This window comes from Nocardioides sp. (genome assembly GCF_044226305.1).
Classification (GTDB): Bacteria; Actinomycetota; Actinomycetes; order Propionibacteriales; family Nocardioidaceae; genus Nocardioides.
This window is the reverse complement of sequence record NZ_JBGAHF010000009.1, coordinates 49250-74868: the sequence shown is the minus strand read 5'-3', so window position 1 is coordinate 74868 and position 25619 is coordinate 49250. Positions and strand designations below refer to the sequence as shown.

General features: G+C 67.0%; 25 protein-coding genes and 3 tRNA genes. 10 read left to right on the top strand and 18 right to left on the bottom strand.

Annotated elements, in window-relative coordinates; genetic code table 11:
• Positions 1–18: 18 nt before the first annotated feature.
• Both ACILQ5_RS11400 and ACILQ5_RS11395 read right to left on the bottom strand, forming a co-directional pair.
• Positions 19–363: a DUF3817 domain-containing protein gene (locus ACILQ5_RS11400; RefSeq protein WP_395658115.1), complete on the bottom strand. Its 345-nt coding sequence runs from the start codon at positions 361–363 to the stop codon at positions 19–21.
• A gap of 9 nt (positions 364–372) precedes the next feature.
• A complete protein-coding gene (locus ACILQ5_RS11395) occupies positions 373–1125 on the bottom strand; it encodes an SURF1 family protein (protein ID WP_395658114.1) in 753 nt (250 codons plus the stop codon).
• Positions 1126–1200: 75 nt separating this feature from the next.
• Here ACILQ5_RS11395 and ACILQ5_RS11390 point away from each other — a divergent pair, with 75 nt between their 5' ends.
• From ACILQ5_RS11390 to ACILQ5_RS11380, 3 genes are read left to right on the top strand one after another with little or no spacing between them, the layout of a single operon-like run.
• Positions 1201–1929, top strand: a complete 729-nt coding sequence (locus tag ACILQ5_RS11390; protein WP_395658113.1) for a FadR/GntR family transcriptional regulator — start codon at positions 1201–1203, stop codon at positions 1927–1929.
• Positions 1926–2666, top strand: coding sequence for a sterol desaturase family protein (locus ACILQ5_RS11385; protein WP_395658112.1), 741 nt, complete (start codon positions 1926–1928; stop codon positions 2664–2666). The genes ACILQ5_RS11390 and ACILQ5_RS11385 overlap by 4 nt, the downstream gene beginning before the upstream one ends.
• 18 nt (positions 2667–2684) lie before the next feature.
• Complete coding sequence (locus ACILQ5_RS11380; protein WP_395658111.1) at positions 2685–3464, top strand: MBL fold metallo-hydrolase; 780 nt, start codon at positions 2685–2687, stop codon at positions 3462–3464.
• 29 nt (positions 3465–3493) lie between these two features.
• Here ACILQ5_RS11380 and ACILQ5_RS11375 read toward each other — a convergent pair whose 3' ends face one another.
• Positions 3494–3703 (bottom strand): hypothetical protein, encoded by a 210-nt coding sequence (locus tag ACILQ5_RS11375; RefSeq protein WP_395658110.1) that lies wholly within the window; start codon positions 3701–3703, stop codon positions 3494–3496.
• Positions 3704–3882: 179 nt separating this feature from the next.
• Positions 3883–3958: transfer RNA gene (locus ACILQ5_RS11370), tRNA-Ala, on the bottom strand.
• 194 nt (positions 3959–4152) lie between these two features.
• Between ACILQ5_RS11370 and istA the strand changes: the two genes are divergently transcribed.
• The 3 genes from istA (at position 4153) to ACILQ5_RS11355 (ending at position 7453) form a co-directional block, all read left to right on the top strand.
• Positions 4153–5403, top strand: coding sequence for an IS21 family transposase (gene istA, locus ACILQ5_RS11365; RefSeq protein WP_395658109.1), 1251 nt, complete (start codon positions 4153–4155; stop codon positions 5401–5403).
• Entirely contained in the window at positions 5403–6221 is an 819-nt protein-coding gene (gene istB, locus ACILQ5_RS11360; RefSeq protein ID WP_395656532.1) for an IS21-like element helper ATPase IstB, read from the top strand. Before istA ends, istB begins: the two co-directional genes overlap by 1 nt.
• A gap of 182 nt (positions 6222–6403) precedes the next feature.
• Positions 6404–7453 (top strand): tyrosine-type recombinase/integrase, encoded by a 1050-nt coding sequence (locus tag ACILQ5_RS11355; RefSeq protein WP_395658108.1) that lies wholly within the window; start codon positions 6404–6406, stop codon positions 7451–7453.
• A gap of 37 nt (positions 7454–7490) precedes the next feature.
• On the opposite strand, the gene ACILQ5_RS11350 is transcribed toward ACILQ5_RS11355, so the two are convergent.
• The 5 genes from ACILQ5_RS11350 to mobF all read right to left on the bottom strand — a co-directional run bounded on the left by ACILQ5_RS11350 (position 7491) and on the right by mobF (position 14159).
• Entirely contained in the window at positions 7491–7901 is a 411-nt protein-coding gene (locus tag ACILQ5_RS11350) for a hypothetical protein (protein ID WP_395658107.1), read from the bottom strand.
• A 144-nt stretch (positions 7902–8045) separates the two neighbouring features.
• Positions 8046–10769, bottom strand: coding sequence for an HD domain-containing protein (locus ACILQ5_RS11345; protein ID WP_395658106.1), 2724 nt, complete (start codon positions 10767–10769; stop codon positions 8046–8048).
• 170 nt (positions 10770–10939) lie between these two features.
• Entirely contained in the window at positions 10940–11137 is a 198-nt protein-coding gene (locus ACILQ5_RS11340; RefSeq protein ID WP_395658105.1) for a helix-turn-helix domain-containing protein, read from the bottom strand.
• Positions 11130–11369 (bottom strand): hypothetical protein, encoded by a 240-nt coding sequence (locus ACILQ5_RS11335; protein WP_395658104.1) that lies wholly within the window; start codon positions 11367–11369, stop codon positions 11130–11132. Before ACILQ5_RS11335 ends, ACILQ5_RS11340 begins: the two co-directional genes overlap by 8 nt.
• A 165-nt stretch (positions 11370–11534) precedes the next feature.
• The gene (mobF, locus tag ACILQ5_RS11330; protein ID WP_395658103.1) at positions 11535–14159 is read right to left on the bottom strand and encodes a MobF family relaxase; all 2625 of its coding nucleotides are present in this window, start codon (positions 14157–14159) and stop codon (positions 11535–11537) included.
• Positions 14160–14585: 426 nt separating this feature from the next.
• Here mobF and ACILQ5_RS11325 point away from each other — a divergent pair, with 426 nt between their 5' ends.
• Positions 14586–15686: a DUF262 domain-containing protein gene (locus tag ACILQ5_RS11325; RefSeq protein WP_395658102.1), complete on the top strand. Its 1101-nt coding sequence runs from the start codon at positions 14586–14588 to the stop codon at positions 15684–15686.
• On the opposite strand, the gene ACILQ5_RS11320 is transcribed toward ACILQ5_RS11325, so the two are convergent.
• Positions 15655–16859 (bottom strand): IS3 family transposase gene (locus ACILQ5_RS11320; protein WP_395658101.1). Its coding sequence is split into 2 segments (ribosomal slippage): positions 15655–16572 and positions 16575–16859, totalling 1203 coding nucleotides; the frame shifts between segments, so codons are not numbered across the junction. The genes ACILQ5_RS11325 and ACILQ5_RS11320 overlap by 32 nt on opposite strands.
• Before the next feature lie 118 nt (positions 16860–16977).
• Here ACILQ5_RS11320 and ACILQ5_RS11315 point away from each other — a divergent pair.
• Complete coding sequence (locus tag ACILQ5_RS11315; protein WP_395658100.1) at positions 16978–17592, top strand: HNH endonuclease family protein; 615 nt, start codon at positions 16978–16980, stop codon at positions 17590–17592.
• 29 nt (positions 17593–17621) lie between these two features.
• Positions 17622–18089 (top strand): very short patch repair endonuclease, encoded by a 468-nt coding sequence (locus ACILQ5_RS11310; protein ID WP_395658099.1) that lies wholly within the window; start codon positions 17622–17624, stop codon positions 18087–18089.
• A gap of 151 nt (positions 18090–18240) precedes the next feature.
• On the opposite strand, the gene ACILQ5_RS11305 is transcribed toward ACILQ5_RS11310, so the two are convergent.
• Together ACILQ5_RS11305 and ACILQ5_RS11300 are read right to left on the bottom strand one after the other, a co-directional pair.
• Positions 18241–18783, bottom strand: coding sequence for a hypothetical protein (locus ACILQ5_RS11305; protein WP_395658098.1), 543 nt, complete (start codon positions 18781–18783; stop codon positions 18241–18243).
• Positions 18784–18854: 71 nt separating this feature from the next.
• The gene (locus ACILQ5_RS11300; RefSeq protein WP_395658097.1) at positions 18855–20015 is read right to left on the bottom strand and encodes a DNA cytosine methyltransferase; all 1161 of its coding nucleotides are present in this window, start codon (positions 20013–20015) and stop codon (positions 18855–18857) included.
• A gap of 130 nt (positions 20016–20145) precedes the next feature.
• Between ACILQ5_RS11300 and ACILQ5_RS11295 the strand changes: the two genes are divergently transcribed.
• Positions 20146–21462, top strand: coding sequence for a hypothetical protein (locus tag ACILQ5_RS11295; RefSeq protein WP_395658096.1), 1317 nt, complete (start codon positions 20146–20148; stop codon positions 21460–21462).
• Between the two features lie 47 nt (positions 21463–21509).
• Here ACILQ5_RS11295 and ACILQ5_RS11290 read toward each other — a convergent pair whose 3' ends face one another.
• From ACILQ5_RS11290 to gyrA, 6 genes are all read right to left on the bottom strand, one after another.
• A complete protein-coding gene (locus ACILQ5_RS11290) occupies positions 21510–21707 on the bottom strand; it encodes a hypothetical protein (protein WP_395658095.1) in 198 nt (65 codons plus the stop codon).
• 183 nt (positions 21708–21890) lie between these two features.
• A tRNA-Ala gene (locus tag ACILQ5_RS11285) sits at positions 21891–21963 on the bottom strand.
• Positions 21964–22002: 39 nt separating this feature from the next.
• Positions 22003–22128: a DLW-39 family protein gene (locus tag ACILQ5_RS11280; protein ID WP_395658094.1), complete on the bottom strand. Its 126-nt coding sequence runs from the start codon at positions 22126–22128 to the stop codon at positions 22003–22005.
• Positions 22129–22187: 59 nt separating this feature from the next.
• Positions 22188–22261 (bottom strand) — tRNA-Ile (locus ACILQ5_RS11275).
• 71 nt (positions 22262–22332) lie between these two features.
• The gene (locus ACILQ5_RS11270; protein WP_395658093.1) at positions 22333–22851 is read right to left on the bottom strand and encodes a DUF3566 domain-containing protein; all 519 of its coding nucleotides are present in this window, start codon (positions 22849–22851) and stop codon (positions 22333–22335) included.
• The gene (gene gyrA / locus ACILQ5_RS11265; RefSeq protein WP_395658256.1) at positions 22851–25499 is read right to left on the bottom strand and encodes a DNA gyrase subunit A; all 2649 of its coding nucleotides are present in this window, start codon (positions 25497–25499) and stop codon (positions 22851–22853) included. Before gyrA ends, ACILQ5_RS11270 begins: the two co-directional genes overlap by 1 nt.
• Positions 25500–25619: the final 120 nt, after the last annotated feature.

The following is a 25619-nucleotide window of genomic DNA, read 5'->3' as shown; positions in this document are numbered from 1 at the left end:
AGGTCTCGCGGGCGCAGCTCACACGGGAGAGGGTCCCACGAGCTCGGGGTGCTCGGCACGGACCTTGAGGTTGACCTGGTGCTCCATCCAGAAGATCAGCAGTGGGATCAGGCCGGCCGCGAGGTTGAGCACGGTGAAGCCGATCGACCAGCGCAGCCGTCGGGCCAGCAGGAAGGTGACGACCACGTAGGCCATGAACGCCCAGCCGTGCGCCACCCACATCACGCTGATCGTCTCGCCGAGCTGCTGGAGGTCGCTGCCCTCGGCCGGGATGTAGCGCAGCGGCAGGGCGACGAAGGAGCAGAAGGCGAGCAGCACGCCGACGACGAACGCGAGCACCCGGTAGGTCTGGAACAGCTTCACGCCGACAGCCTACGGAGTCACGCCCGAGGGGTCGGCGGCCTCCTGCTCGGCGGCCTCCTCCGGTGTCGTCTCGGTCACCCACCGCCACCAGATGAACGCGGCGAAGGCGCCGAAGAACCACCACTCGACGGCGTAGAGCAGGTTGCGGATGCTGGTGAGGGCACCGACGTCCGGGAGCTGCTCGAGGGTCGCCGCGTCGAGCCCCGGCTCCGGCTGCTCGGCCACCCCGTAGGCGCCGTACAGGTCCTGGTCGACGTGCTGGATGACGTCGGCGATCCGCAGCTGGGGGAGGACGTCGTCGGTGGGGTCGTCGTCGACCTGGCCGGTGCCCTCCGGCGGCTGGAGCCAGGCCTCGAGCTCGACGCTGCCGGTCGGAGGCGCCGGGGCCCGGTCCGGCTCGGCGACCCAGCCGCGCACGACGGGCAGCGCGGAGCCGTCCGCGCCGTCGACCGCCAGCGGGGTGACCACCCAGTAGCCGTCGACCCCGGCCCGCTCCCGGCCGGAGACGTAGACGGTGCCGTCGGGCACCCAGGTCCCGGAGACGGTGACCGGCTGGCCGACCCGGTTGCCCGGGAACGGGTCGTCGGGACCGATCGCGTCCGCCAGCGGCACCGGGGCGGAGCTGGTGAGGTCGACGGCCTGGGCGTCGCGGTGCGCCTGCCAGGCGCCGAACTGCCACAGGCCGAGCCAGACCGCGATGGCGACGGCGACCAGCGCCAGCAGGTGGCCGCCCCAGTACCGCGGGGCGAGCTTGCTGGTCACGCCTGCCAGGGTACGGTGCCGGTATCTGGTCAGACCACTTGACCAGCGACCTCCCCGCTGCTTACGGTCCTCGACATGCCGCTCCAGCCCGTGACCCGCCGCTCGGTCCCCGACGAGGTCTTCGACCAGGTGCTCGGCGAGGTCGTCGACGGCGGCCTGGCCGCGGGCGACCCGCTGCCCAGCGAGCGTCGCCTGGCGGAGGTGCTCGGCGTCTCCCGGCCGGCGGTGCGCGAGGCGCTGCAGCGGATGACCCAGACCCGGCTCCTCGACGTGCGCCACGGCGGCGCGACCACCGTCCGCGACTTCCGTCGGTACGGCGGCCTGGACCTGCTGCCGCGGCTGCTGGTGCGCGGCGGGCACCTGGACGCGGCGGTCGCCCGGAGCGTCCTGGAGGCCCGGCTGGTCGTCGGACCGGGGGTCGCGGCCCTTGCCGCCGAGCGCGGCGGGCCGGAGCTCGAGGCCACGTTGACCGCCACGGTCGACGCCCTGGCGGCCGCCGACGGCCCGGACGCCGGCATCGAGCGGCAGCGGCACGCCCTGGCGTTCTGGGACCAGGTGGTCGACGCCGCCGACTCGATGGTCTTCCGGCTGATGTTCAACAGCCTGCGGGCGGCCTACGAGCCCGCGCTGGAGGCGCTCGCGCCGGTGATGGCCGAGGAGGTCGGCCAGGTCGGCGCCTACCGGGTGCTCACCGCGGCGCTCGGCGCGGGCGACCCGGAGACGGCCCGGGCGGCCGCCGACCGGGTGCTCCGGCCCGCCACCAGCAGCATCCTGACCGCCCTCGAGGCCCTGGAGGACGCATGACCGAGTCGCAGCGCCGGATGTCGCCGGCCGAGGTGGAGGCGCTGGCCGCCCGCCGGCTCGCCGCCGACGAGCAGCGGATCACCGGAGCCCGCCGCACGAACGTCTCGCTCGGCACGGCCTGGCGCTCGTTCTGGCGGGCGCCGAGCCCCTGGATGATCTCGACGTTCCTCGTCGCCGCGGTCGCCGGCCGGGTGCTGACCGGACCGGGCTCGTGGTGGGAGCTGCTCGTCCCGGTCGGGCTGGTCGCGCTCTTCCCGGTGATCGAGTGGGTGATCCACGTGTGCATCCTGCACTGGCGCCCCCGGCGGCTCGGCCCGGTCGAGATCGACTCGCTGCTGGCCCGCAAGCACCGGGCGCACCACGCCGACCCGCGTGACATCCCGCTGGTGTTCATCCCGTGGCCCGCGTTGGTGTGGCTGCTGCCGTCGTACGTCGTGGTGGCGTGGCTGGCCACCCCGTCGACCACGAGCATGTTCACGCTGCTGGTGTCGGTCTACGGCATCAAGCTCGGCTACGAGTGGACCCACTACCTGGTCCACAGCGACTACCGGCCGCGGACCCGGTGGTTCCGGGCCGTGTGGCGCAACCACCGGCTGCACCACTACAAGAACGAGCACTACTGGTTCACCGTGACCACGGCGGGCACCGCGGACCGGCTCTTCGGCACCTACCCCGACCCGGCGACGGTCGCGACCTCACCGACCGTGCGCGCACTTCACGCCCGCGCGGAGGGCTGAGCACGGCAGGATGCGCGCATGACGGTCCGGCACCTCAACTGCGCGACGATGCGCCCGCTCGCGACGGCTCCGATGGTGGCGCACTGCCTGCTGGTCGAGCGGCCGGGAGGCCTGCTGCTCGTCGACACCGGCTTCGGGGCCGCCGACTGCGCCGACCCGAAGCGCCTGGGCCGACCGTTCCGCGCCGTGGTGCGTCCGGTGCTCGACCCGGCCGAGACCGCGGTCGCCCAGGTCCGCGCGCTCGGTCACGACCCGGCCGACGTCACCGACATCGCACTGACCCACCTCGACCTTGACCACGTCGGCGGCCTCGCCGACTTCCCGGACGCCCGCGTGCACGTCTTCACCGACGAGCTCGAGGCGGCGTTGCACCCGACCGCGCGCGAGCGCGCCCGCTACCTCGCGGTGCAGCGCGCCCACGGGCCGCGCTGGGTCCGGCACGACGTCCCCGGAGACGCCTGGTTCGGCTTCGACTCGGTCACGGCGCTCGCCGACGACATGCTCCTGGTGCCCCTCCGGGGTCACACCCGGGGGCACTGCGGCGTCGCGGTCCGCCGAGCCGACGGCGGCTGGCTCCTCCACGCCGGCGACTCCTACTTCCACGGCGCGGAGAAGCTGACCCCGCCCACGCCGCCGTTCGCCCTCAAGGCGTTCCAGGCCACGATGGCCGTCGACGACAAGCGCCGGCGGGCCAACCAGGAGCGGCTCCGCGAGCTGCAGCGCACCCACGCCGACGAGGTCACGATCTTCTCGGCGCACGACCCGGAGGAGTACGCCGCCCTGCGCGGGCCGGCCTGAGGCGTCGAGCGACGCCGTTCGGCCCCGGATCAGCGCACGTAGTTGCCGGCCCGGTCCTTGACGACGTACGCCATGATCAGCGCCAGCGGGAAGAAGAACAGGCTGAGCACGAAGTAGCCGAAGAAGCTGTGCCCCTTGCGGCTCGCCACCCGCGCCGGCCAGAAGGCGATCGCGATCCAGATGATCAGTCCGATGATGCCCAGGCCCAGCCAGCCTGCGTCGCTCATGAGCACGTACACGGGGATCCTCCGATCCGTCACGACCGACGGCGAGGCCGGTCAGGCCCTGACGCCCCCGAGGTGCGTCCACACCCACCCACGGTCGGGCCACCCGCGCCCGGCGACCAGGGTCGAAGGGCCCGGGTCGAGGATCGGTGGTGGAACGGCCGACGATCGGCGGAGGAGCGGTGGAGGATCGGTGGTGGAGCCTAGGGGACTCGAACCCCTAACCCCCTGCTTGCAAAGCAGGTGCAGAACCTTCGTCAACTAGGCTCCTGAGCGTGTAAGTGCAGGTCAGAAGTAGTCGTTCGAGGACACGCTTCGTCACAACTTCCCCCGCCAGTCCCCCACGGCGTACCGTGTGACTGCTGAAGCAGCATGGGAGTCGGAGGTCTCGGGTGGCAGGTGTCGGCGGCGCTCGAAAACTGAACAGTTTCGGCGGTGAAAAGTGAGCACTCAACGATTGGAGTGTGATCACTTTGGAGGACTGGGCGCTGATCAGGAGGCTGGCGGCTGAGGGTGTGCCGAAGGCGCGGATCGCGGCGCGGCTGGGGATCTCGCGGACCACAGTCATCAAGGCGGTGAACTCAGATGCCCCGCCGAGGTATGTGCGGTCGCCGGGGCCGACGTCGTTCACCGAGTTCGAGCCCCACGTACGGGCGCTGCTGGCAGAGGTCCCGGACATGCCGGCGACGGTGCTGGCCGAGCGGGTGGGGTGGACCGGGTCGATCCGCTGGTTCAGCGAGAACGTGAAGCGGCTGCGGCCCGAGCACCGGCCGGTCGACCCGGCCGACCGGATCGTGTGGGCACCTGGTGATGCGGCGCAGTGCGACCTATGGTTCCCGCCGCGCAAGATCCCGCTCGAGGACGGCACCACGAAGTTGTTGCCGGTACTGGTGATCACCGCCGCGCACTCGCGCTTCATGGTCGCCCGGATGATCCCGACCAGGAAGACCGAGGACCTGCTGCTCGGGTCGTGGGAGCTGATCCAGCAGCTGGGGCGGGTCCCGCGGCGGCTGATCTGGGACAACGAGCCCGGCATCGGGCGGGGTCAGCGGCGCGCCGAGGGAGTCGCGGCGTTCATGGGGACCCTGGCGACCAAGTTGGTGCTGCTGCCACCGAACGATCCGGAGTCCAAGGGCGTGGTGGAGCGACGCAACGGCTGGTTCGAGACCTCCTTCATGCCCGGGCGCGACTTCGAGTCGCCTGCCGACTTCAACGTCCAGTTCGCTGACTGGCTGACCCGCGCGAACGCGCGGGTGGTTCGGACGATCAAGGCCACGCCGATCAGCCGGCTCGATGCCGACAGGGCGGCGATGCTGCCGCTGCCACCGATCCCGCTGCACCTGGGCTGGCGCAACAAGATCCGGCTCGGCCGCGACTACTACGTGCGCCTGGACACCAACGACTACTCCGTGGACCCGCACGTGATCGGCCGGATGGTCGACGTGGCAGCCGACCTCGACCGCGTCAGGGTCCGCGTCGAAGGCCGGGTCGTGGCCGAACACGCTCGCGTGTGGGCCAGAGGCACCACCGTCACCGATCCGGCGCACGTCGAGGCAGCAGCGCGGTTGCGTCACCAGTTCCAACACCAGTTCCAACACCCTCGTGCTGTCGCTGCTGGCGATGACGAGCTGGTGCGGGACCTGGCCGACTACGACCGAGCCTTCGGGCTTGAAGACCGACTGGCCGATCCCGTTGGCGAGCAGGAGATCGGCTGATGGCGACGAAGAGCACCGCGACCGGAACTGGCAAGCCGACCGAGGCGGTCAAGCAGATCACCTATCTGGCGACTGCGTTGAAGGCACCGCGGATCACCGAGGCCGCCGCCCGGTTGGCCGACCAAGCCCGCGACGCCGGCTGGACCCATGAGGACTACCTCGCAGCGGTCCTGGAACGCGAGGTGTCCGCCCGCAACGCTTCCGGTGCCCAGTTACGGATCCGTGCCGCTGGCTTCCCCGGCGTGAAGACGCTCGAGGACTTCGACTTCGACGCCCAACCGGCCGTCCGTCAGCAGGTCGCCGCACTCGCATCAGGTGGGTTCTTGGCCGAGGCCCGCAACGTCGTCCTCCTCGGCCCACCGGGCACCGGGAAGACCCACCTGGCCACCGCCCTGGGCGTAGCCGCCGCACGGACAGGACACCGCGTGCTGTTCGCGACCGCGACCGAGTGGGTCACCCGGCTCACTGAGGCCCACCGCGCCGGCCGGCTCCCCAACGAGCTCACACGACTGCGCCGCTACGGGCTGATCGTCGTCGACGAGGTCGGCTACCTGCCCTTTGAGCAAGACGCGGCGAACCTGTTCTTCCAGCTCGTGTCCTCCCGCTACGAGCACGCCTCGCTGATCCTCACCAGCAACCTGCCATTCAGCAGCTGGGGCGGCGTGTTCGGCGACCAAGCAGTCGCCGCGGCGATGATCGACCGAATCGTCCACCACGCCGACGTCCTGACCCTCAAAGGCGCCAGCTACCGACTCCGCGGGCGGGGCATCGACAGCCTGCCCAGCATCCGCACCACCGCCGACCAAGGCGAGTCCTAGACTCCCGACAACCGCTCACTTTTCAACTGCCGCATTCGACCAGTCTTCGAGCGCCGTCCACAGCAGGGCGGCGCGGTTTCGGTGAGGTCGAGCGACGCGTCAGCAAGTCCGGCCAGGTGAGCTATCGGGCTCGCTACGCCAGACCTGACGGGACTCGGTTCTCGCGGACGCTCGCAACCAAGATGGATGCGGAAGCGTGGCTCACGTCAGAGCGGGCCCTGATCGACCGCGACGAGTGGACGCCGCCCAGGGCTCGCCGAGAAGCGGAGGAACGCCGACTACGGGAGGCCGCGTTCAACACCCTTCCGAGCTTCGCCGAGCGCTATCTGACGGAGCGGGGGCTGCGGCCGAACACCGTGAAGGGCTACCGCGCACTGCTCAGGTCGCGGATTCTCCCCTACTTCGGTGAGACGGCCCTGCGTGACATCACGCTGTCAGCGATCAAGGCGTGGCGGACATCGTTAAACCCGTCGACCGATTCGACCAACGCGGCCGCTTACCGCCTGCTGCGATCGATCCTTCAAGCCGCGGAGGAGGAAGAGCTGATCGACCGGGTTCCGCCGAAGGTCCGCGGCGCATCCACGGCTAGGGTACGACGGGTGGCCGTGCCGGCGACGCTCGACGAACTGGCGACCATCACCGACCACATGCCCGACCGGTTGAAGCTGCTCATCGTCCTTGCGGCGTACGTCGGTCTGCGGCAGGGCGAGCTGCTCGAGCTGCGGCGCTCCGACGTCGACGGCGTAACCGGACGAATCTCGGTGACGCGCAAGATCGACAAGGACGCTATTCCGGGTGCGGCGGGCGCCTGTTCGAACTGTGGCCGCGTGATTGGCGCCCCAAAGACGGCGAGCGGCGTTCGCACAGTCCACGTGCCGCCGCCATTCCTGCCGATGTTGCAGCAGCACCTGCTCGAGCACACCACCGCGGGACCGGCCGGCCTACTCTTCCCCGGCGACCGCACCGACCACATGAGCGTTCGGTACGTCATGGACCGCTACCGTCCGGCTCGCGAGGCGGCTGGCCGTCCCGACCTGACCATCCACCACCTGCGCCACACCGCCTTGACTCTGGCAGGTCAGCACGGCGCCACCGCCGCCGAACTTCAGGCCCGCGCCGGGCACGCCTCCCAATCGGCGATGGCGATCTACCAGCACGCAACCCTCGACCGCGACCAGTCGTTGGCCGAGAAGATCGGGGCCACGTATCTGGCGTGGCGTGACCGCGCATGACTTCGTTCAGTGTCACGGCGCGGAATCGAATCCCCCGTCAGGCGTCTGCACCGACTGGCGCCGATGCTGACGATAGGAAGACGTCCGCCAAGCGGAGGTAGAGATCAGCGCCCCCCGGAAGTCGGTCTAGTAGCGACTCGGCGGTCGGGACGTCGACCTTGATCCTCATGTTCACAAATTCGGGGTTGTCCAAGCTCACAAGGTTGCGGACGACAGCACCTCGAACGGCCTCGCTGATAACCGGGCTGTCGTGGTGGAACTGGTCCAAGAACACCCAGAATCGAACGTCGAGGTCGTGTTCGGTTGCTTCGCGCTGCAACTCGTCGAAACCGGCCTTCATGCCGCGGTAGAAGCGCTCATCTCGCATCGAGATCGACTGGTAACCCTTGGCTTTACAAGCGGCGATCACGCCAGTCATGAAGTCATCTACCGTGATATCAGTGCTCATGAGCTCATCCTGCCTTCCAGCTCCGACACTCTGACACGATTTGGCGCCTCCCGTCTCCGTCCACAACCTCGTGCGGGCGTAGTGCCTTCCCAGAGCAGACTGTACGACCTATCACACCTCGCGGAATCCCCGCCACGCGAGACCTCATCGCTTCGTCCGCCTCGGCATGAGCGGCACCCAGCCTGCGCCGTCAGCCCACAGGATGGTGGTCGCCGCGGTCGGGGTGTTGAACGCACTCGTCAGCAACAGGCCACGGTTGCCGTAGCCTAGCGATCGTTCGGTGCGCCACTCGTCGTCGCGCTCCTCGCCATTGAGCATCGCCGTCGCCTCGTACCCCTTCTTACGTGCGAACTCGATGAACGCGACCCGGTGGGGGTGACCGTTCAACACACTGTCCAGGCTCGGGATCTCGCTCGTATGGACGTACGCGGTTGCGTCGATTCCGAGTTCGGCGGCCTTCTCCTCGAGCTTCATGCGGCCCGCCTCAGTTCCCGTGGCGAATACGAAGGCTACCGGCCGCGTCGTCAGCAGGGCCCGTCCGTCGTCAGGGAGCGTCTCCCGCTCCTCGTCTAGTGGATCGTCGCGTTCGACGCCCATGTAGACCTGGAGGATGTCAACGGCTTGGCGACCTGTGCCGATGAAGTCGTCCACCAGAACAATCGGCTCTGGGTAGATCAGCGCCTGGTCCAAGGACCGGATGTTGAGTTCGTACTCTTCGGCGAGGTCGCCCACGAAATATGTCAAGACTGCGCTGGAGTCCTTCGGAGAACCTAACGGGGCGATCGAAGCACCACGGAACGTTTCGTTCGAGTCGAGGAATGCCCGTAGAGACGACACAACGGCATCCCTATCGATCACCCGAACCTGTGCCAACACGTCTAGGGCAGCGTTCACCACGTCGTCCCCGCCCTCAGCGAATTGCCGTACATAGGAGAGGACCTGAGCCCGTCCTACGCTGCCTGCCCCACCAGCCTTCGATCCGGCGTCATCAGCTCGCGCTGGCCCCTGGTAGTTGGTGAGCGCGTCGACGACCTTCTGAAGCCGATCCTCGATGTCGCCTGCACGCAGCGCCTCGGGGATGGGACGCAACTCCAACGGACGGTCGTCGTACCAGCCGGCTTCTTGGAGCTTTCGGCGCACTGTGTCCACCTCGGACGGCACCTGTTTCGCGTAGTGCTGCATCGACGACGGAAGCCGGAGCCCAAATCTCTCGAAGACAACGTTCTCCGCGGCGACGTAGACAAGGTGGGCGAGTTGCCGCGGGCAGAAGATATGACCCAGGTCTCGAGTCGCGATGTACGCATCTGCCCACGGGCTTGTCTCCGCAGCGTCAACCGAGGCCTGCGTCGCCTTTCCATCCGCCTCGATCAGGTGCGCCCTACCCGTATCCGACCCGTCAAGCCGAGGCGCGGGCTTCGGCCGCGATAGGCACACGTAGTGAGCAAGCTGCGAAGGGTCAACCGGCAAGGGTTGATCCAGGATGTCCGCGATACCGACGAGCAGTTGGATGACCTCGCCCATGAACTCGGCCGCCGCCGCGGGCATGGTGCATGCATCCAGGAACGCCCTCAGCGCATCTTTCTGATCCGGATCGTCTCGGTAGTCGTCGCCGGTCATTACCGATGCGAACGCGAAGCCGCGTACGAAGAGGTCACGGTCACGAAGACAACGCGAGAGGTCGCGGACGACCGGGGCCCAGGACGCATCGTCGTCGACGAGCTGCCGGCCGAGGGCTTGCTCGAGGGCGTCGTCGTTGAGTTCCAGAAGCTGATCGTCCGAGAGCCGGAACGGGATGTCGGAGGCGTGGCCGGCCCCGTGCTCGGCCAAGAGGATGACGATCTGCGTCACCATCGACTCCACAGCACGTACCTTCTGGTGCCGATACACCTTGTCGAACAACAACGTTCGTGCCAGCGCAATCTCATCCAGCGTCCGACCGCCAGAAGCGGCCACGCCGGTCACAACGTATGCCGCGCGCTGAGCCTTCACGGCCCGCCGTAGCCCATCGGGCAACTGCTCCTTGCTGCGTTCGGTAGCTCGTAGCTTCTGCACTAAGCGAGGAATGTCAGTGATATTTGGTACGCCGCACATCATCGCGTCGCGCGCCAGGTAGTCCATCTTGTCGGCGTCGAATGGACCGCTGATGAACTCGTGAAGAAGAAGGACCTTCTCGTCAATCGGTCGGCCAAGGATGAGTTGGCCCATGCGCTCGGTCAGATCCTCAGGTGGGTGCCTCGGGGTGGTGGAATACGCGATGTCAATGAGTTCCGCAAACGCTGGGCTCTTGACCAAGAAGTGTGCGGTCATCTCGGAGAGCTGACTCTTCTGCGGCCGTTGGATGAACTGCTGGAACTGGAGCCGTAGGTCCTCGCAATCCCGGTTTGAGTCCAATGCGTATTCGCTGACGTGCGACATGAAACCGTGGCCGACGTCGTGGCAGAGCGCAGCCATGCGAAGGACGCGCAGCAAGTCCTCGTCGATTACGTCACCAGGGGTCGTTTGTCCGTTCTCTCCGCTGATCGCGCCGCGGTCGTTGATGCTCGATACCATCCGCTGGACCTGATGGACCACACCAAGGCTGTGCTCCAGACGCGTGTGCGTGGCTGCCGGATAGACGTAGTGCCCCACGCCCAGTTGCCGGATGCGACGAAGACGCTGCAGGACGGGGCTGTCGAGGACGACGATCTCCTCCGAGTGCAGGTACAGCGTTCCCCAGATCGGGTCGTTGAACTCCTTCGCCTGCTTCGACGACGGTCGCCCGCTCAATGCACTTAAGTACGGACGCAAGAGCCTTTCGGCCAACGCATTGACCCGCTCCTCATGAGCGCGGACGAGATCATCCGGCCGTCCCGCTGCAGCGTCGTTCATACCGAGACGCTAAAGGACGCGGGTCGTTTGCGCGCTCGAAGACACACTCGACAACTCAAGTCCCGCCTGACTGACCATACGGCGCCTCAGGTGACTTGAACCGAACAAACATCATTCAGCGCATTGCGCGGCAGACACCGACGGAGTGGAGTCGCTGACGCTCATCAGAGTCACCACCGCGCTGTCGGAATCTGCCGAGGGGCGGCCTCGAGGTCCTCGAGCCGGATCCGGATTGCTCGCTTGCCACATCGGTACGCCGGGAGAGCGCCGCTTGCGATCCACCGTCGGATGGTCTTGACGGAGACCGACATGGCGTCGGCCGCCTCGCCGAGACTGACATACACCGGGACGGCGCGTCGCTCAGCCATCGGAACGCACCTCCGCCCGCGTGACGGTGGCTGAGGCGAGGAAGCGTCGGGCCTCCGCGACGGTGATGTACAGCCGGCCGACGCCTTGGAAGCGGGCCCATCGCGGCCCGACGCCTCGCCGGCGCCAGTCACGGACGGTTCGCTGCGGTGTGCGGATGAGCTCGCAGAACTCCCCGAACAAGATCAGGGAGTCGTCGTCCCAGTCGTCCGGGATGCCGATGGGTGTCACCATCACTTCGCCTCTCGCCACGGTCGCCGAGCTGATTGGGCGACTCCTACCGGGAGAAGCAAGGCGCGTCCTGCATCTCGGACGCTTGTATCCGTTGTTGTCGAGACTCGGGCCCGTCCTGGCCATCGACGTCCTGGCCCCGCGCGATTGTTCGATACGAGGAACCGGTCAGCGGTCAACCCCGCGAGAGCTCGGTCGGGGACGCGGTATTGGTCGGGGCGCCGGACGGGGCACGTTGCGCGGAACCGCGGCCCGACGGCCTATAACGCCGGTCTGGGCGTTCGGTCCGTACCGGTCAATGTCGACTGCGGCCCTCGCCGCTGCGTGCCAGGGCCCCAGATCGGCGCGGTCACGGTTGAAGACGTCCACCCATTGGCTGCGGGCATCCTCGATGGACTCAGCAACGAGGTGTGCCACGTTCCGGTGGCGGCCGCGGGTCATGCCGACATATGCCGAGGCGGCGCCGGTGGCATCCCCTAGCGCGAGGTGGGCGGAGTTGACGGTCTCTCCCTGCGCTCCGTAGACGGTAGTGGCGAACGCGAGCTCGACGTGCTCGCGCACGTACGCGGCGGGGAGGATGCGTTGGCCCGGGTGGCCCGTGACCAGCAGGCTGCCGTCGCAACCAACCTCGGTCACGGTCCAGATGTCCCGGTTCGCGACTGCGAGAAAGCGGTCGTTGCGCCGGGTGCTGACCCTGTCGCCGAGCCCGATGCGCTCACCACGACGGGTGACATGCTCACCAGCATCCTCACCAGCGGCGCGGCGACGGTCGCGGATGGCCGAGTTGAGCGCGCCGACCTGATCGCGCGTGTCGGTGATGACAAGTTGGTCGCGGTCGGCGCCGATCCCGGCTAGGGCCGTTGTGCGTTCGACCTCACTGGCATGGACGACGACCTCGCCGCGCTCGAGGAGAGCGTCGAAAACCTCACCAGAACGCTCACCAGAACGCATCTGCAGGCTGAGGTCGGCGTACGCAGGATCGCTGAACCGATGGACGGAGTCGAGCTCGTGGTGAGCGTCGGGTCGCACCCAGCGCGCGGCGAGGTCGAGAACGCCGCCGCGGCCGACGGCCGGCAACTGGTGCCGATCGCCGAGGAGCGCGACGGTCGCGTGTGCTCGGTCGGCGATGGCGAACAGAGCACGGGCGGTGTCCTGGTCGAGCATGCCGGCCTCGTCGACGAGGAGGACGTCGCCGGGGAGCAGGCGTGCGCGTTCCTCGGGCGAGGCGTCGATCTGCGACCAGTGGCCGTCGTCGTCCCAGCGGTAGCCGTGCTGATGGATGAGCCAGGCCGCGGAGAAGGCGTCGTAGCCGACCTGCTGTCGCGCTGCTTGGGCTGCCTTGAGGGTGGGTATGACGACCACGAGTCGGCGATAGGCATCGTCGAGTACGTGGCGTGCGGCGGCCAGCGTGGTGGTCTTGCCGGTGCCTGCGGCCCCTTCGATCACTAGCAGGCCGGAGTCGCCGGCGAGCGCCGCGACGACCCGTCGTTGGGCAGGGTCGAGGTGGTCGATGCCAGAGAGCCGGCTCGCGTGGGTGACCGGACCCGCGGAGCGTGCGGCGATGCTCTCGACCAGGTCGGCTTCCACGGTGAGGACACGTTCGGACGTCAGGCTGCGGACGTGCGCGGGGACGTCGTCGCGTTCCAGCAACGGCACGCACCGCGATCTGGCACGGTCGACGACATCCCCGACCAGTTCGTGCCGCACGGGTCGTTCGGCGACCACGCCAACGGAGGCGATCAGTCGTTCGGCCTCGCCGCGAATGTCCGCGCCATTCCACGCCGAGCGTTTGGCGCCGAGCCGGGTGAGCACGAGGTCGGCGGCGACGTCACGGTTGATCCGACCGATCTGGAGGCCCGGGCCCGGCACCGGGTTGGTCGGTGGCGTGAAGCCGAGGTCGCGCAGCTCGCTGTTCCATGCGGCGACGAGGTCGGCGCCACCCTGGGGCACAACCTTGTCGGGTCGAGCGTCCGCCCACGCGCGTCGGTCCCAGGTACGACGCAGTCGCGGCCCCGGCTCCTGGTCGGGGTGCTCGGCTCGCCATCCCGCCTCGTACCGGTCGACGTTGCGGCTCATCTGAGCCGCGCGCTGGCTGAACCCACCGGCGTACCGAGCGAGCTGCTGGATCTCACCCTCGTCGTCGAGGGTGTAGCCACGGCCCGCGAGCGCGGCGCGGAACCCGGGGTCGCACATCACGGCGGCGTGACCGATCCCGTTGAGCGCCTCGATGTTGTCGACGACGCCAACTGAGTGCAGTCCGCGCCACGCCCCGCGCGCGAAGACGCGCGCGTTGATCTGGACGTGGAGGTGACGGTGCGGGTCGCCGGCTCGCGAGGTGTAGTGACGGACAACGGCGGCCTCGATCATCTCCACCGGCACCTGCACCTGACGGCCACGCGGCCCAACCCGAGTGGTGGCGTGCTCAGCCACCCACCCGATCAACTCACTAGACGCCCGATCCATCGCCGCGTCGTACGCCGCGGCGATGTCGGGGTGGAGCGCGGCGGCGAGCGACCAGGACTTTGGCCCGTTGATGACGACCTCGACGAACCGCAGCGCGCGTGCGTCGTTGCGCAGGCGCCCCTTAGCAGCACCAGTCAGCACGTCGTACCCGCCGACCCAGCGCTCGTACGTCGGACCGTCGAGGTAGCCGACGCGCTGCACAGCTCCGGGGCCGGCGATGCAGTGCTCGGCCAAGCCGCTGCCTTCGGCCAGGTAGTAATCGTCGGCGCGTGAGGGGTCGGCCTCCACGTAGGAACGCGCGGCAGCGGCACAGCCGCGGTAGAACTTCACTCCCCCGTGCATCAGCCTCGTCACTGCCCATAAGTACTCGTCATCTAGCCTTGAAATGACGCTCGGTCCGCCCCTGAGGGCGGACCGATCTACGGACCTTCGTAGCATGCGTGCCGCTCGGTTTCGAGGCTTCGGATTCGCTTACGGAGAGCGGGTTATCGGACTCGTCAAAGTTCGTCAGTAATCGTCGCAAGAGTTGGAGTCGGTCGACCGTCTCCGGTCGCTGCCGATGGGTCCAGGATCTGGTGGTTCATCCACTCGTCCACGCGTCCGACTGCGGCGCATCAGACCTGGTCCCCGGGGTTCAGCGACTGCAATCTCGTCGGCAAAAGGCTCAGAAAGAGTGAATCAGGACCAGGTCCCCAGGGTGGAGCGCGCAACTAGGATCGGCACCCAGCAGCCGGAATGAGCGGAGCAGTCGTGTCAGTGATCGACTTCAACCCCGAGAAGAAGTCCATCGAGGATCTGTTAGTCGGAGCCGACTATTACGTCATCCCACGCTTCCAGCGCCCTTACAGCTGGGAGGCAGCGAACCTCGAGGATTTCTGGACCGACGTCGTCTTCGACAACGACGTCGGCTACTTCATCGGTCCTATGGTCGCCTGGCGGGACAAGGACAACCCGATCCGACGTATCGTCGATGGGCAGCAACGCCTGACCACCATCGCCATCATGTTCGCCGTCTTGCGTGACCAGCTGCAGGAACTCAGTGAGAGCAAGCTCGCCAGTGGCGTGCACCGCTACCTCGAGAAGGCTGACCGGAACAACGAGCTGCAGTTCACCTTGCAGACCGAGGTCAGTTCGGTCTTCCTCAGCAACGCGATCCTGAAGTCGCCGCCCGACTCCACCATCGAGCCGGCGTCCGAGGAGGAGTCGGCGCTGTCGAACGCACTCCAGCAGATCCGCCAGCTGATCGGTGCCGAGGTTGCCAGGCGTCAGCATCCGCAGAAGTGGCTGATCGAGTTGCGCGATCGACTGCTCGGCCTGAAGGTGATCTGGGTTGAGCACGGCAACGAAGACGACGCCTACATCATTTTCGAGACGCTCAACAGCCGCGGCAAGGACCTTGAGGTCGTCGACCTGCTGAAGAACCACCTCCTGAACCGACTTCGCGGCACCCGCAACGCGCGCGCAGACACAGTCAGGCTGAAGTGGGACAAGATGCGCGATCAACTCGAAGCATCCGACGGGCGAGCCCGGATCGATGCCAATCGTTTCATCCTGCACTGGTGGCAGTCCCGGACTGACTACGTCGCCCAGCGCAAGCTCTTCTCCGAGATCAAGAAGACGATCAAGTCGAAGCCAGCGGCTCAGGCTTGCTTGGAGCAACTCACGCTGGACGGTCCGCTGTACCGGGCTGTAGTCGAGCCCGGGACTCGTACGTGGCCCCTGGAGGAGGCCGCTGCCCGCGACAGCCTCGAAGCTCTCGCACTATTTGGTGTCGTGCAGCCGGCCCCTCTGTTGGGGCTGCTGCACGGTCAGGTGACAGGTTGGGTCACGCAGCCTGAGTGGCTGGCGCGGTCATGATGGTCTCGAACTCGATGGGGGTCAATCGGCCGAGGGCTGCCTGTCGACGGCGGCGGTGGTAGGTCCTCTCGATCCAGGTCACGACCTCGATCCGGAGCTCCTCGCGAGTGGCCCAGGAGCGACGATCGAGGACATTCCTCTGGAGCAAGCTGAAGAAGCTCTCCATGGCGGCGTTGTCGCCCGCAGCACCGACGCGACCCATCGATCCGACCATGCCGTGACGGTTGAGCGCGTGTACGAACTTGCGACTGCGAAATTGCGATCCTCTATCGGTGTGAACCACGCAGCCGGCCACGTCACCACGTCGGGCCACGGCGTTGTTGAGTGCGGCGACGGCCAGCCGGGACTTCATCCTCGAGTCGATCGAGTAGCCCACGATCCGGTTGGAGTAGACATCCTTGATCGCGCAAACGTAGAGCTTGCCCTCACCGGTCCAGTGCTCGGTGATGTCGCTGAGCCACAGCTGGTTCGGACCCTCAGCGGCGAAGACATGGCGGATCACGCCGTGCCTGTCGGTCACGGCACACAGGTCGTCGTGGACCGGAGGGCCGGGCTTCTTGGGCTTGCCGCGCTTGGGCTTGCCGAACGTCGACCACCAGCCCTGCTGTGAGCAGATCCGCCACGCGGTCCGCTCGGCCATCGCCTCGCCCGCTTCACGGGCCTCGTCGACGAGGAACCGGTAGCCGAACTCCGGATCGTCGCGGTGGGCGTCGAACAGAGCATTGGCGCGGTAGGCCTGCTCGAGCTCGGCATCGGTGACCGGGGCAGCCAGCCAGCGGTAGTAGGGCTGGCGAGCGATCTTGAGCACCCGGCACGTCACCGTCACGGGCACCCGGATCGGGGCGTCCTTGGCGGCCAGCTCGCGGACGAGCGGGTACATCATTTTCCCGGCAGGTTGGCCTGCGACAGATAGGCAGCCGCCCGGCGCAGGACCTCGTTCTCCTGCTCCAGCAGCCGGATCCGCTTCTTCAACTCGCGGTTCTCGGCGTTCTCAGCCGATGTCGTGCCGGGCTTCACGCCGTCCTCGACGTCGGCGGTCTTCATCCAGTTCGTCAGGCACGACTCGCTGATGCCGAAGTCGGCAGCGATCTGCTTCAAGTGGACGCCCGGCTCACGATTCCTGGCAACCCGAACGACGTCCTCGCGGAACTCCTTGGGATACGGCTTCGGCACAGTGCACATCCTTCCAGTGGCACCTCTCGGCACCACAGATCAGATGTCACCTACTCGTGCAGCAGCCCCGTTGCTCTCGCTCATGCGTGCACGGAGCAGCACACCAAAGCTGAAGGCGGTGCACTTCAACAAGACGCTGCAGTCGATCGAGCGCTACCACTTCCAGCACACGGTCGTGAGCCAGCTGAGCAGTAGCGGTGGCCTGTCACAGATGTATGCGAAGGCGGCGCGCGATCTCTACGGCGCCGGCTCGGATCAGCAGGCACGCGCGAGCGTGCTCAAGGACATTCGGGAGAAGCTGGAAAAGCGGCGTCCAGATCGCGACCAGTTCATCCTGGCTTTCAAGGAGAGATTCCTCTTCACTAACAGTCACACGCGCGACAAGAAGCTTGTGCAGTACGTCCTACGGCGCCTGCTCCAACACGCCAATCCGACCACCGGACTCGCCGATCTCACCATCGAGCACCTAATGCCACAGGACCAGATCGCCGCCGGGGTGGCTGTCGAGACGGTGGGCTCAATTGGCAACCTGCTGCTTGTGAGCGAGAAGGTCAACGGCAAGCTCGACAATGCAGACTTCGCCAGCAAGAAGAAGATCTTGGGGGCGGCCGGCCTGGCGTTCGATATCGGCGGCGTTCTCGACAAGTCGGTCTGGACCGCTCGCGAGATCGAGCTGCGTTGTGAACTCCTTGCCGGCAGGGCCTATGACGGGGTTTGGAAACTTCCGGTCTGATCGGGCCGCCGTTTGGGCACCAACTGGCAATGGCTTGTCGATGGTTCCACGCGGGCAACAATGGACCGATGGAGCGTTACGTGAGTTGGGCGAGCAGCCCCGCCTCCCGGAAGGTCATGCAAGGAAACCGGTCACGGGACACTTCGCCCGAGTTAGCGGTTCGCCGACGGTTGCACGCCGCCGGCCTTCGGTTTCGGGTCGCCCATCGTCCCGAACCATCCCTCCGTCGTACCGCGGACATCGTCTTCACCAAGCAGCGCATCGCCGTCTTCATCGACGGCTGCTACTGGCATGCCTGTCCACAGCATCGGACCATCGCGCGTTCGAACGCGCCCTACTGGGCTGAGAAGCTGCGCCGAAACGTCGCTCGAGACGCTGATACGACGGCACAGCTGTGCGCTGCCGGCTGGACGGTGCTCCGATTCTGGGAACACGAGGAACCTGACCAGGTCGCCGCCGCCGTAGTGGTCGCTGTCCGTCGGCAGTACCCACGGTAGCTGCGTCGCCGCCTGTCGAGCGGGCGGAGCTACCGACCAGCCCGGCAGACATCGAAAGACCAGCGAGTGCGGCATACCTAAGGTGGACATCGTGACGGTCGGTTCCGCCATGTTGAGTACCACGCCGGACAACGATCGGTATGCGGATTAGTCAGTAGCCAACGAGGAGCAGGCCCTCAAACGGGAGGGGCAGACGCTGGCTGGCGTAGATCGCTTCGAGCAGATTGACCGTGTTCACGTAGGCGTGCTCCGTGCCTTCCCGAGTGCCGGACTTGAATCGATACGCGAGCGGCTGCGCAAGAACAAGAAAGTTCGCGTCCAGGATCAGGCTCGTCCTCACGAGGTCGCGGTACTCGGCGTTTCCTCGCGCTCCTCTACCCGCTTCGATCTCCACGACGATTCCGTGCTCTTGGTGAGCGGCATCGACCTCGTATGTGAGGGTTGGGACGCCGTTCTCACCGAACAGGACGGGGCGGCGAACCTTCCCCAAACGTCCCTTGCCGTCCTCGACTTGGTAGCCGAGCCCGACGAGACCGGGGGCGAGGACCGCGAGTACCTCATCGCTGCTTAACCCCGTGCGGGCTGTCTCCGTGGAGATTGTGGACTCAGCGGAGCCGATGGCCCCGATGAGCGGGCCGACCCACTCGGGTGGCGCAGAGTTCGATGGAAAGTAGCGCCAGCTCGGGTAGGGCATGCTCGCAGCTTGTCAGACCACTTTGTGCTCCGCTCGACTTCACCACACGCCACTGCGGAAGGTCGCGGGCGCTATCCGAGTGCGATGGCGCGAGCCCTGCTCTCCGGCTTGAGGATTCCCAGCTGAGCCACCAGCGAGCGCACGACAGCCTTCCCAAGTTCCACTGGAACGGCGTTTCCAAGTTGGCGCTGGACGTCTGCCCGCGTCCCGTCGATTGCAAAGTCGTCTGGGAAAGACATCAGGCGAAGCATCTCGTTGACTCGCAGGCGACGGGCGCGGTCGGCGCCGCGAGAGGTAGGAACGTTCTCCCAATGGAACGGACCGACCCACGGTCCGGGCTGGGCCTGCAGCGTCGACGCCGGACGGTTGGGATCGAGTCTAAGCAGGAAGGTCCAGTACCGACTGCGCCACTCGAAGACGTTGCGACCGCCGTAACGGTCGGTGTGCCAGAGGTAATTCTGACCGGGTGGGATCTCGGCTGCGAGCGATCCGTACTGACCATCGACGATCTCATCGTCAGAAGCGATCGCGAGCGTCGGGAGATCAGCGAACGCCTCGCCGGCAGTGACGTGCGGAAGCTTTGAGTGATCGACCTTGCGATCACGCTCGCTCCATCCTGAGTGGGTCGGATCCGGGAACCGGAACTTCTCGCCATCTCGGCGGCCGACCACGAACACCCGGCGACGCAACTGCGGGACTCCGTAGTCGGCGGCAAGCAGCACCTTCCACTGGGGGTTGTAGCCCAGCTCACCAAGGCCGCGGAGAAGTCGCTCGAACTGCGCACGGTGTGTCTTGTAGGTCAGTCCTTGAACGTTCTCGAGAACAAACGCTTGTGGTCGTGCCTCGCGGACGACGCGGACGTACTCGTCGAGCAGCGATGCGTTCGGATCGCTGCTGGTGCGCTTCTGCTCGAGCCAGAAGCCCGACTTGCTGAAGGGAGTGCAGGGAGGGCCGCCGACCACGAGGGCGGGTTCGCCTGCCGAAACTCCTGCTTGGTCCAGGAGTCTGGCAGTCGACATGTCACGAATGTCGCCGACCACAGTCGGGGTGTGGGGGAAGTTCTTGGCAAGCGTCGCGAGCGCTGGCTCGTTGTAGTCAGTTGCCACGGCCACCGACAGGAGCCCCCGACCGCGATCAAAGGTGTCGAGCGGCTCTGCATCGGCGCGCTCAACGGCGAGGTCCAAGCCGCCCGCGCCGGAGAACAGGCTCAGTACAGGTCGTTCCTCACGCATCCACTACCTCGTTACCCCGCATGCCAGGCCGCCCGTCGTCCTACGAACGAGCTACCGAATCAGTATCGTCGCCACCACTCTTCCCGTAGCCACCGACATGCCGTACGGCAGTCCCGAAGGGAGCACCGCGGTGAGCGAGCATCTGGTCGCGGGCCGAGACGTCGGCGAGGTCTATCGCGTGACTGGCCGCCGCGATCTCCACACATTCCTGCTTGATGCGGTGGGTTCGTCAGGCGGGCGGGTGCTCTACGCGAGTGATCCGAACCGAGCTCCCGTTTACCTGGGTATCCAGGCAAGCTCCGACGAGCGCATCGGTGTGCTTGTCTATCCATTCAGGATCACCAGAAACACCATTCGGAACCGTCCCGCCGATGAAGTTCGTGGTCAGCTACGCTACGGCTCCGAAACCAGCTGGGAGCGCCCTCACCCCATCGCGCGAGACATCGCCGGAGTGGACGTCAGTCTCATCGTAGGAATCGACCTTGAGGACGAGGTGTTCGTCGGGCTCGACGCCCAGCTCTGGGACCCGCTGCCCATGGGGATCTCCTTCTACGCCAAGGCAGCCGAGATCGAACTCGCCCAGACACAGTCCTGGCACGTGTGGGAGAAGGTCAACCGAAGCGGCACACGACGACAAGCGCCGAGGTCACCGTCGAGTCTGGAGACTGTCGTCGCATTCCAGCCGCATCGGTTCATCGACTATCTCCGCCTGGAGCGCCGCTCGTCTTCGTTGCGACTGGATCCTGCGCTGAGGTTCTCTGCAGCAGAAGCCATCGTCCACGAAGCACCCGGTGCGCCCGAACGACGTCATGTCCTCGAGCAGCAGTTCGCACTGACGAGCGAGCAGATCCTGGACATCATCGGCGGACGGAATCGCCTATCCGTTGCCGTGCGCGGCGGAGTCGCCGAACATCACCTGGAGAGCCGGCTGCGCGAGGATCCCGGCGTCGCAGAGGTACGCCGGCTGGACGTTGATGCCATGCACGACTTCGATGTCACCACCGTCGCGGGCGAGGTCTTGCGAGTCGAGTGCAAGAACGCCAGCCCCAAGCTGAACGCCGCAGGCGAGTTCCGAGTCGAGGTGCAGAAGACCCGTTCATCGAGGTCTGACCCCGCCTCACGCTTCTACCCAGTCGATGCCTTCGACGTGGTTGCCGCCTGTGTGTTCTCTGCGACCGGGCAATGGGACTTCTGGTTCGGTCGCACCGCCGGAATGCCGCGGCACGGCAGCTTTCCCGATCGATTGGCGCCGATTCAGGTCGTTGACGGCACCTGGACCCCGAGCCTCGATCCCGGCGCTACCGATTCGGGCGGTGAACATCAGGACGTGCCCAAGACCGACGTGGTCTTTCCGGAATCGGCGGCAGCCTTCGCAGACCCGATACTCGACGATGCGTCGGCCGAGGCGACCCAGGATCCAGTCACCCGGTCCGGATCGCCGACCTAGTCGGCACGCCGCGAACGACCCCTACCCAGGCACGCGATGCCCCGTGATCAGGCAAGTCGTCGAACGCCGACAGGTCGACTCAATCCTGCAACCAGCATCTTGTTGCTGCTGACCTCGACCTTCGGCCGATAGAAATAGCGGTACTCGTACCGGTATTCGACCTGCTTCCAAACGGATCCATCGGTCAGCTCGACGATAGTTTCGCCGGACCATCCACTCCAACTGCCGTTGACGTGAAGCGTCACGTGTGCCTCCCGGGGCTACTTGGAGTTCAAAGACTGCACCGCGCCACCGACATTGATCCGCGTGTACCTGACCCAGTACTGCCCGGGCATTCCCCCCATCAGTCCCCCACAGGGCGGATCCCTGGACCATGGGATGGTCGTCGAAATGACAGAAACCGCAGGATGACCTGCGGTTTCTCCGAGTGGAGCCTAGGGGACTCGAACCCCTAACCCCCTGCTTGCAAAGCAGGTGCGCTACCAATTGCGCCAAGGCCCCTGGGTACGCCGGGCCCGGCCGGCGTGGGAGCGGAGTCGGTCAGGCCCGCTCGACCGGGTCGGTGGCCTCGGCCCAGAGCGCCTGCTCCTTCTTGCCCTCGTCGAGCTTGCGCTTGACGACGACGGCGGCACCGGCGATGAGGGCGAGGAGCAGGACCTTCTTCATGCGGACTCCCACAGAGGTAGGGGCGGGGGCGTCCAAGGGGGGCGGAGCCTCCCTTGCGGTGGGCCTAACAGGACTTGAACCTGTGACCTCTTCCTTATCAGGGAAGCGCTCTAACCGTCTGAGCTATAGGCCCGTGAACCGAGAGGGGAGACTACCGGATGCCCGGAGAGGGCGACAAAACGGGACCCCGTGGTCGAGGCTACGTCAGCGCTCGTCCTCGGCCAGCGTCAGCTCGACGCCCCCGAGCAGCGCGGCGGCCATGTTGTAGAGGAACGCACCGAGCGTCGCGATCGCGGTGATCAGGACGACGTCGACGACGGCCACCAGGATCGTGAAGCCCATGACCCGGGACATGCCGACGTAGGTCTCGACGTCGAAGCCCTCGGCGTCCTGGCCCCCCACGACGTCCTGGACGGTCTGGTTGATCGAGTCCCACACCCCGGCGGCGGCGAGCACCGACCAGATGATGAAGACCGAGACCACGGTGACCACCCCGAAGGCGACCGCCAGCAGGAACGAGGTCTTCATCACCGACCACGGGTCGATGCGGGTCAGGCGGAGCCGGGCGCGGCGGGGCGGGCGTGCGCCCGCCGCCACCTTCTTGGTCGCCTTGGTCGACTCCGGCTGGGCGTTCGCGCGGTGTTCGTCGGCGGCCTTGCTCAGCTTGGCCGAGATCCGCTCGCCCAGGGGCGCACGTACGGCGGTGTCCTGGCGGTCGGTCATCAGCCGTCACTTTCTCCGTCGGGGTCGGCGTCGATCACGTCGATTGTTGCATCCGTACCCTCGTCAGACGATTTCACGACCACTTCGGTTGCCTCGTCGGCAGGTTCTCCGGTGACCTCGACGGCAGCCTCGTCCGCCGCCTCGTCGTCCTCCCGGGCCTCCACGGACCTGGCCACCACGGCCACGGCGTCGCCGGACTTGGGGGTCACGAAACGCACGCCCATGGTGGAGCGGCCGGTCGGCCGGAAGTCGGCGTTGATCGGGCTGCGCACGACCTGGCCGTTCTGGGTGATCGAGAGGATCTCGTCGCCCTCCTCGACGATGAAGGCGCCGACCAGCTGGCCGCGCTCCTCGTTGGCGAGCGCCATCGCCTTGATCCCGAGGCCGCCCCGGTTGGTGGTGCGGTACTCCGAGATCCGGCTGCGCTTGGCGAACCCGCCGTCGGTGATCGTGAAGACGTACTGCTCCTTCACGTCCGGGAGGTCCCCGGCCGCGGTTGACGCGCCGGCCGCCTCGGCGCGGGCCTCGGCGGCCTGCTCGGCCGCCACCTGCTCGGCGCGGATCACCGACATCGAGAGCACCTTGTCGTCGGGCGTCCGGAACTTCATGCCGGTCACGCCGGACGTGGCCCGGCCCATCGGACGCAGCTGGTCGTCCTCGGCACGGAACCGGATCGCCGAGCCCTTGCGGGAGACGAGCAGGATGTCGTCCTCGGCGTTGACCAGCTCGGCACCGATCAGCTCGTCGTCGTCCTCACGGAAGTTGATCGCGATGACGCCGGCCTGGCGCGGGCTGTTGTAGTCCCCGAGCCGGGTCTTCTTCACGAGGCCGTTGCGGGTGGCGAGCACGAGGTACGGCGCCTGCTCGTAGTCCCGGATCGCCAGCACCTGGGCGATGCTCTCGTCGGGCTGGAAGGACAGCAGCCCGGCGACGTGTCCGCCCTTCGCGTCGCGCAGCGCCTCGGGCAGGTTGTAGGCCTTGGTGCGGTAGACCCGGCCGGCGGTGGTGAAGAACAGCAGCCAGTGGTGGTTGGTGGTCGCGATGAAGTGCTCGACGACGTCGTCGCCGCGCAGGGTCGCGCCGCGCACGCCCTTGCCGCCGCGCTTCTGGGTGCGGTACTGGTCCGCACGGGTGCGCTTGGCGTAGCCGCCGCGGGTGATCGAGACGACGAGGTCCTCGTCGGGGATCAGGTCCTCCATCGAGAGGTCGCCGTCGGCCGCGATGATCTGGGTGCGGCGCTCGTTGCCGTACTTCTCGACGATCTCGGTGAGCTCGTCGGCGACGATCTGCCGCTGCCGCGCGACGTTCGCGAGGATGTCCTCGAGGTCGGCGATCTCGATCTCGATCTTCGCGAGGTCGTCGATGATCCGCTGCCGCTCCAGCGCGGCGAGGCGGCGCAGCTGCATGTCCAGGATCGCGTTGGCCTGGATCTCGTCGATCTCGAGCAGCGCGATCAGGCCCTGGCGGGCGTCGTCGACCTCGGGCGAACGCCGGATCAGGGCGATCACCTCGTCGAGCTGGTCGAGCGCCTTCACCAGGCCACGCAGCACGTGGGCCCGCTTCTCCGCCTCGCGGAGCCGGAACTCGGTGCGCCTGCGGATCACCTCGACCTGGTGGTTGACCCAGTTGCTGATGAACTGGTCGATCGACAGGGTGCGCGGCACACCGTCGACGAGCGCCAGCATGTTGGCGCTGAAGTTGGTCTGCAGCTCGGTGTGCTTGAGCAGGTTGTTGAGCACCACCCGGGCGACGGCGTCCCGCTTGAGGACGACCACCAGGCGCTGGCCGGTGCGGTCGGAGGTGTCGTCGCGGACGTCGGCGATGCCCTGGACCTTGCCGGAGTCGGCGAGCTCGGCGATCTTGAGCGCCAGGTTGTCGGGGTTGACCATGTAGGGCAGCTCGGTGATCACCAGGCAGGTGCGGCCCTTGGTGTCCTCGTCGACCTCGATCACCGCGCGCTGGGTGACCGAGCCGCGGCCGGTGCGGTAGGCCTGCTCGATGCCCTGGTGGCCCACGATCAGCGCACCGTTGGGGAAGTCGGGGCCCTTGATCCGCTCGAGCAGCGCGTCCTGCAGCTCCTCGCGGGTGGCGTCGGGGTGCTCGAGCGCCCACTTCGCGCCGGCGGCGACCTCGCCGAGGTTGTGCGGCGGGATGTTGGTGGCCATGCCGACCGCAATGCCCGCGGAGCCGTTGACCAGCAGGTTCGGGAACCGCGAGGGGAGCACGACCGGCTCCTCGGAGCGACCGTCGTAGTTGGGCTGGAAGTCGACGGTCTCCTGCTCGATGTCGCGGACCATCTCCATGGCCAGCGGCGCCATCCGGCACTCGGTGTACCGCATCGCCGCGGCCGAGTCGTTGCCCGGCGAGCCGAAGTTGCCCTGCCCGTTGACCAGCGGCGCCCGCATCACCCAGGGCTGGGCGAGCCGGACCAGGGTGTCGTAGATCGCGGTGTCGCCGTGCGGGTGGTACTGACCCATGACGTCGCCGACGACGCGCGAGCACTTCGAGAACCCGCGGTCGGGGCGGTAGCCGCCGTCGTACATCGCGTAGAGCACCCGGCGGTGCACCGGCTTCAGCCCGTCGCGGACGTCGGGCAGCGCCCGGCCGACGATGACGGCCATCGCGTAGTCGATGTACGCGCGCTGCATCGAGGTCTGCAGCTCGACGGGCTCGATCCGGCCGCCCGGGCCCAGGGGAGGAGTGCCACCGTCGGTGGGGGTCTCAGTCACAGGTCTTCGTCTCTCTCGTCGGCTCTACTGGAATCTAGT

Bases quoted from the DNA above. Each gene is read 5' to 3' on its own strand.
- ACILQ5_RS11390 (WP_395658113.1), top strand. From the start codon at position 1,201: ATGCCGCTCCAGCCCGTGACCCGCCGCTCGGTCCCCGACGAGGTCTTC.
- ACILQ5_RS11385 (WP_395658112.1), top strand. From the start codon at position 1,926: ATGACCGAGTCGCAGCGCCGGATGTCGCCGGCCGAGGTGGAGGCGCTG.
- ACILQ5_RS11380 (WP_395658111.1), top strand. From the start codon at position 2,685: ATGACGGTCCGGCACCTCAACTGCGCGACGATGCGCCCGCTCGCGACG.
- istB (WP_395656532.1), top strand. From the start codon at position 5,403: ATGGCGACGAAGAGCACCGCGACCGGAACTGGCAAGCCGACCGAGGCG.
- ACILQ5_RS11355 (WP_395658108.1), top strand. From the start codon at position 6,404: ATGGATGCGGAAGCGTGGCTCACGTCAGAGCGGGCCCTGATCGACCGC.
- ACILQ5_RS11350 (WP_395658107.1), bottom strand. From the start codon at position 7,901: ATGAGCACTGATATCACGGTAGATGACTTCATGACTGGCGTGATCGCC.
- ACILQ5_RS11345 (WP_395658106.1), bottom strand. From the start codon at position 10,769: ATGAACGACGCTGCAGCGGGACGGCCGGATGATCTCGTCCGCGCTCAT.
- ACILQ5_RS11340 (WP_395658105.1), bottom strand. From the start codon at position 11,137: ATGGCTGAGCGACGCGCCGTCCCGGTGTATGTCAGTCTCGGCGAGGCG.
- ACILQ5_RS11335 (WP_395658104.1), bottom strand. From the start codon at position 11,369: ATGGTGACACCCATCGGCATCCCGGACGACTGGGACGACGACTCCCTG.
- ACILQ5_RS11310 (WP_395658099.1), top strand. From the start codon at position 17,622: ATGGCTTGTCGATGGTTCCACGCGGGCAACAATGGACCGATGGAGCGT.
- ACILQ5_RS11305 (WP_395658098.1), bottom strand. From the start codon at position 18,783: ATGCCCTACCCGAGCTGGCGCTACTTTCCATCGAACTCTGCGCCACCC.
- ACILQ5_RS11300 (WP_395658097.1), bottom strand. From the start codon at position 20,015: ATGCGTGAGGAACGACCTGTACTGAGCCTGTTCTCCGGCGCGGGCGGC.
- ACILQ5_RS11280 (WP_395658094.1), bottom strand. From the start codon at position 22,128: ATGAAGAAGGTCCTGCTCCTCGCCCTCATCGCCGGTGCCGCCGTCGTC.
- ACILQ5_RS11270 (WP_395658093.1), bottom strand. From the start codon at position 22,851: ATGACCGACCGCCAGGACACCGCCGTACGTGCGCCCCTGGGCGAGCGG.
- gyrA (WP_395658256.1), bottom strand. From the start codon at position 25,499: ATGCAGCGCGCGTACATCGACTACGCGATGGCCGTCATCGTCGGCCGG.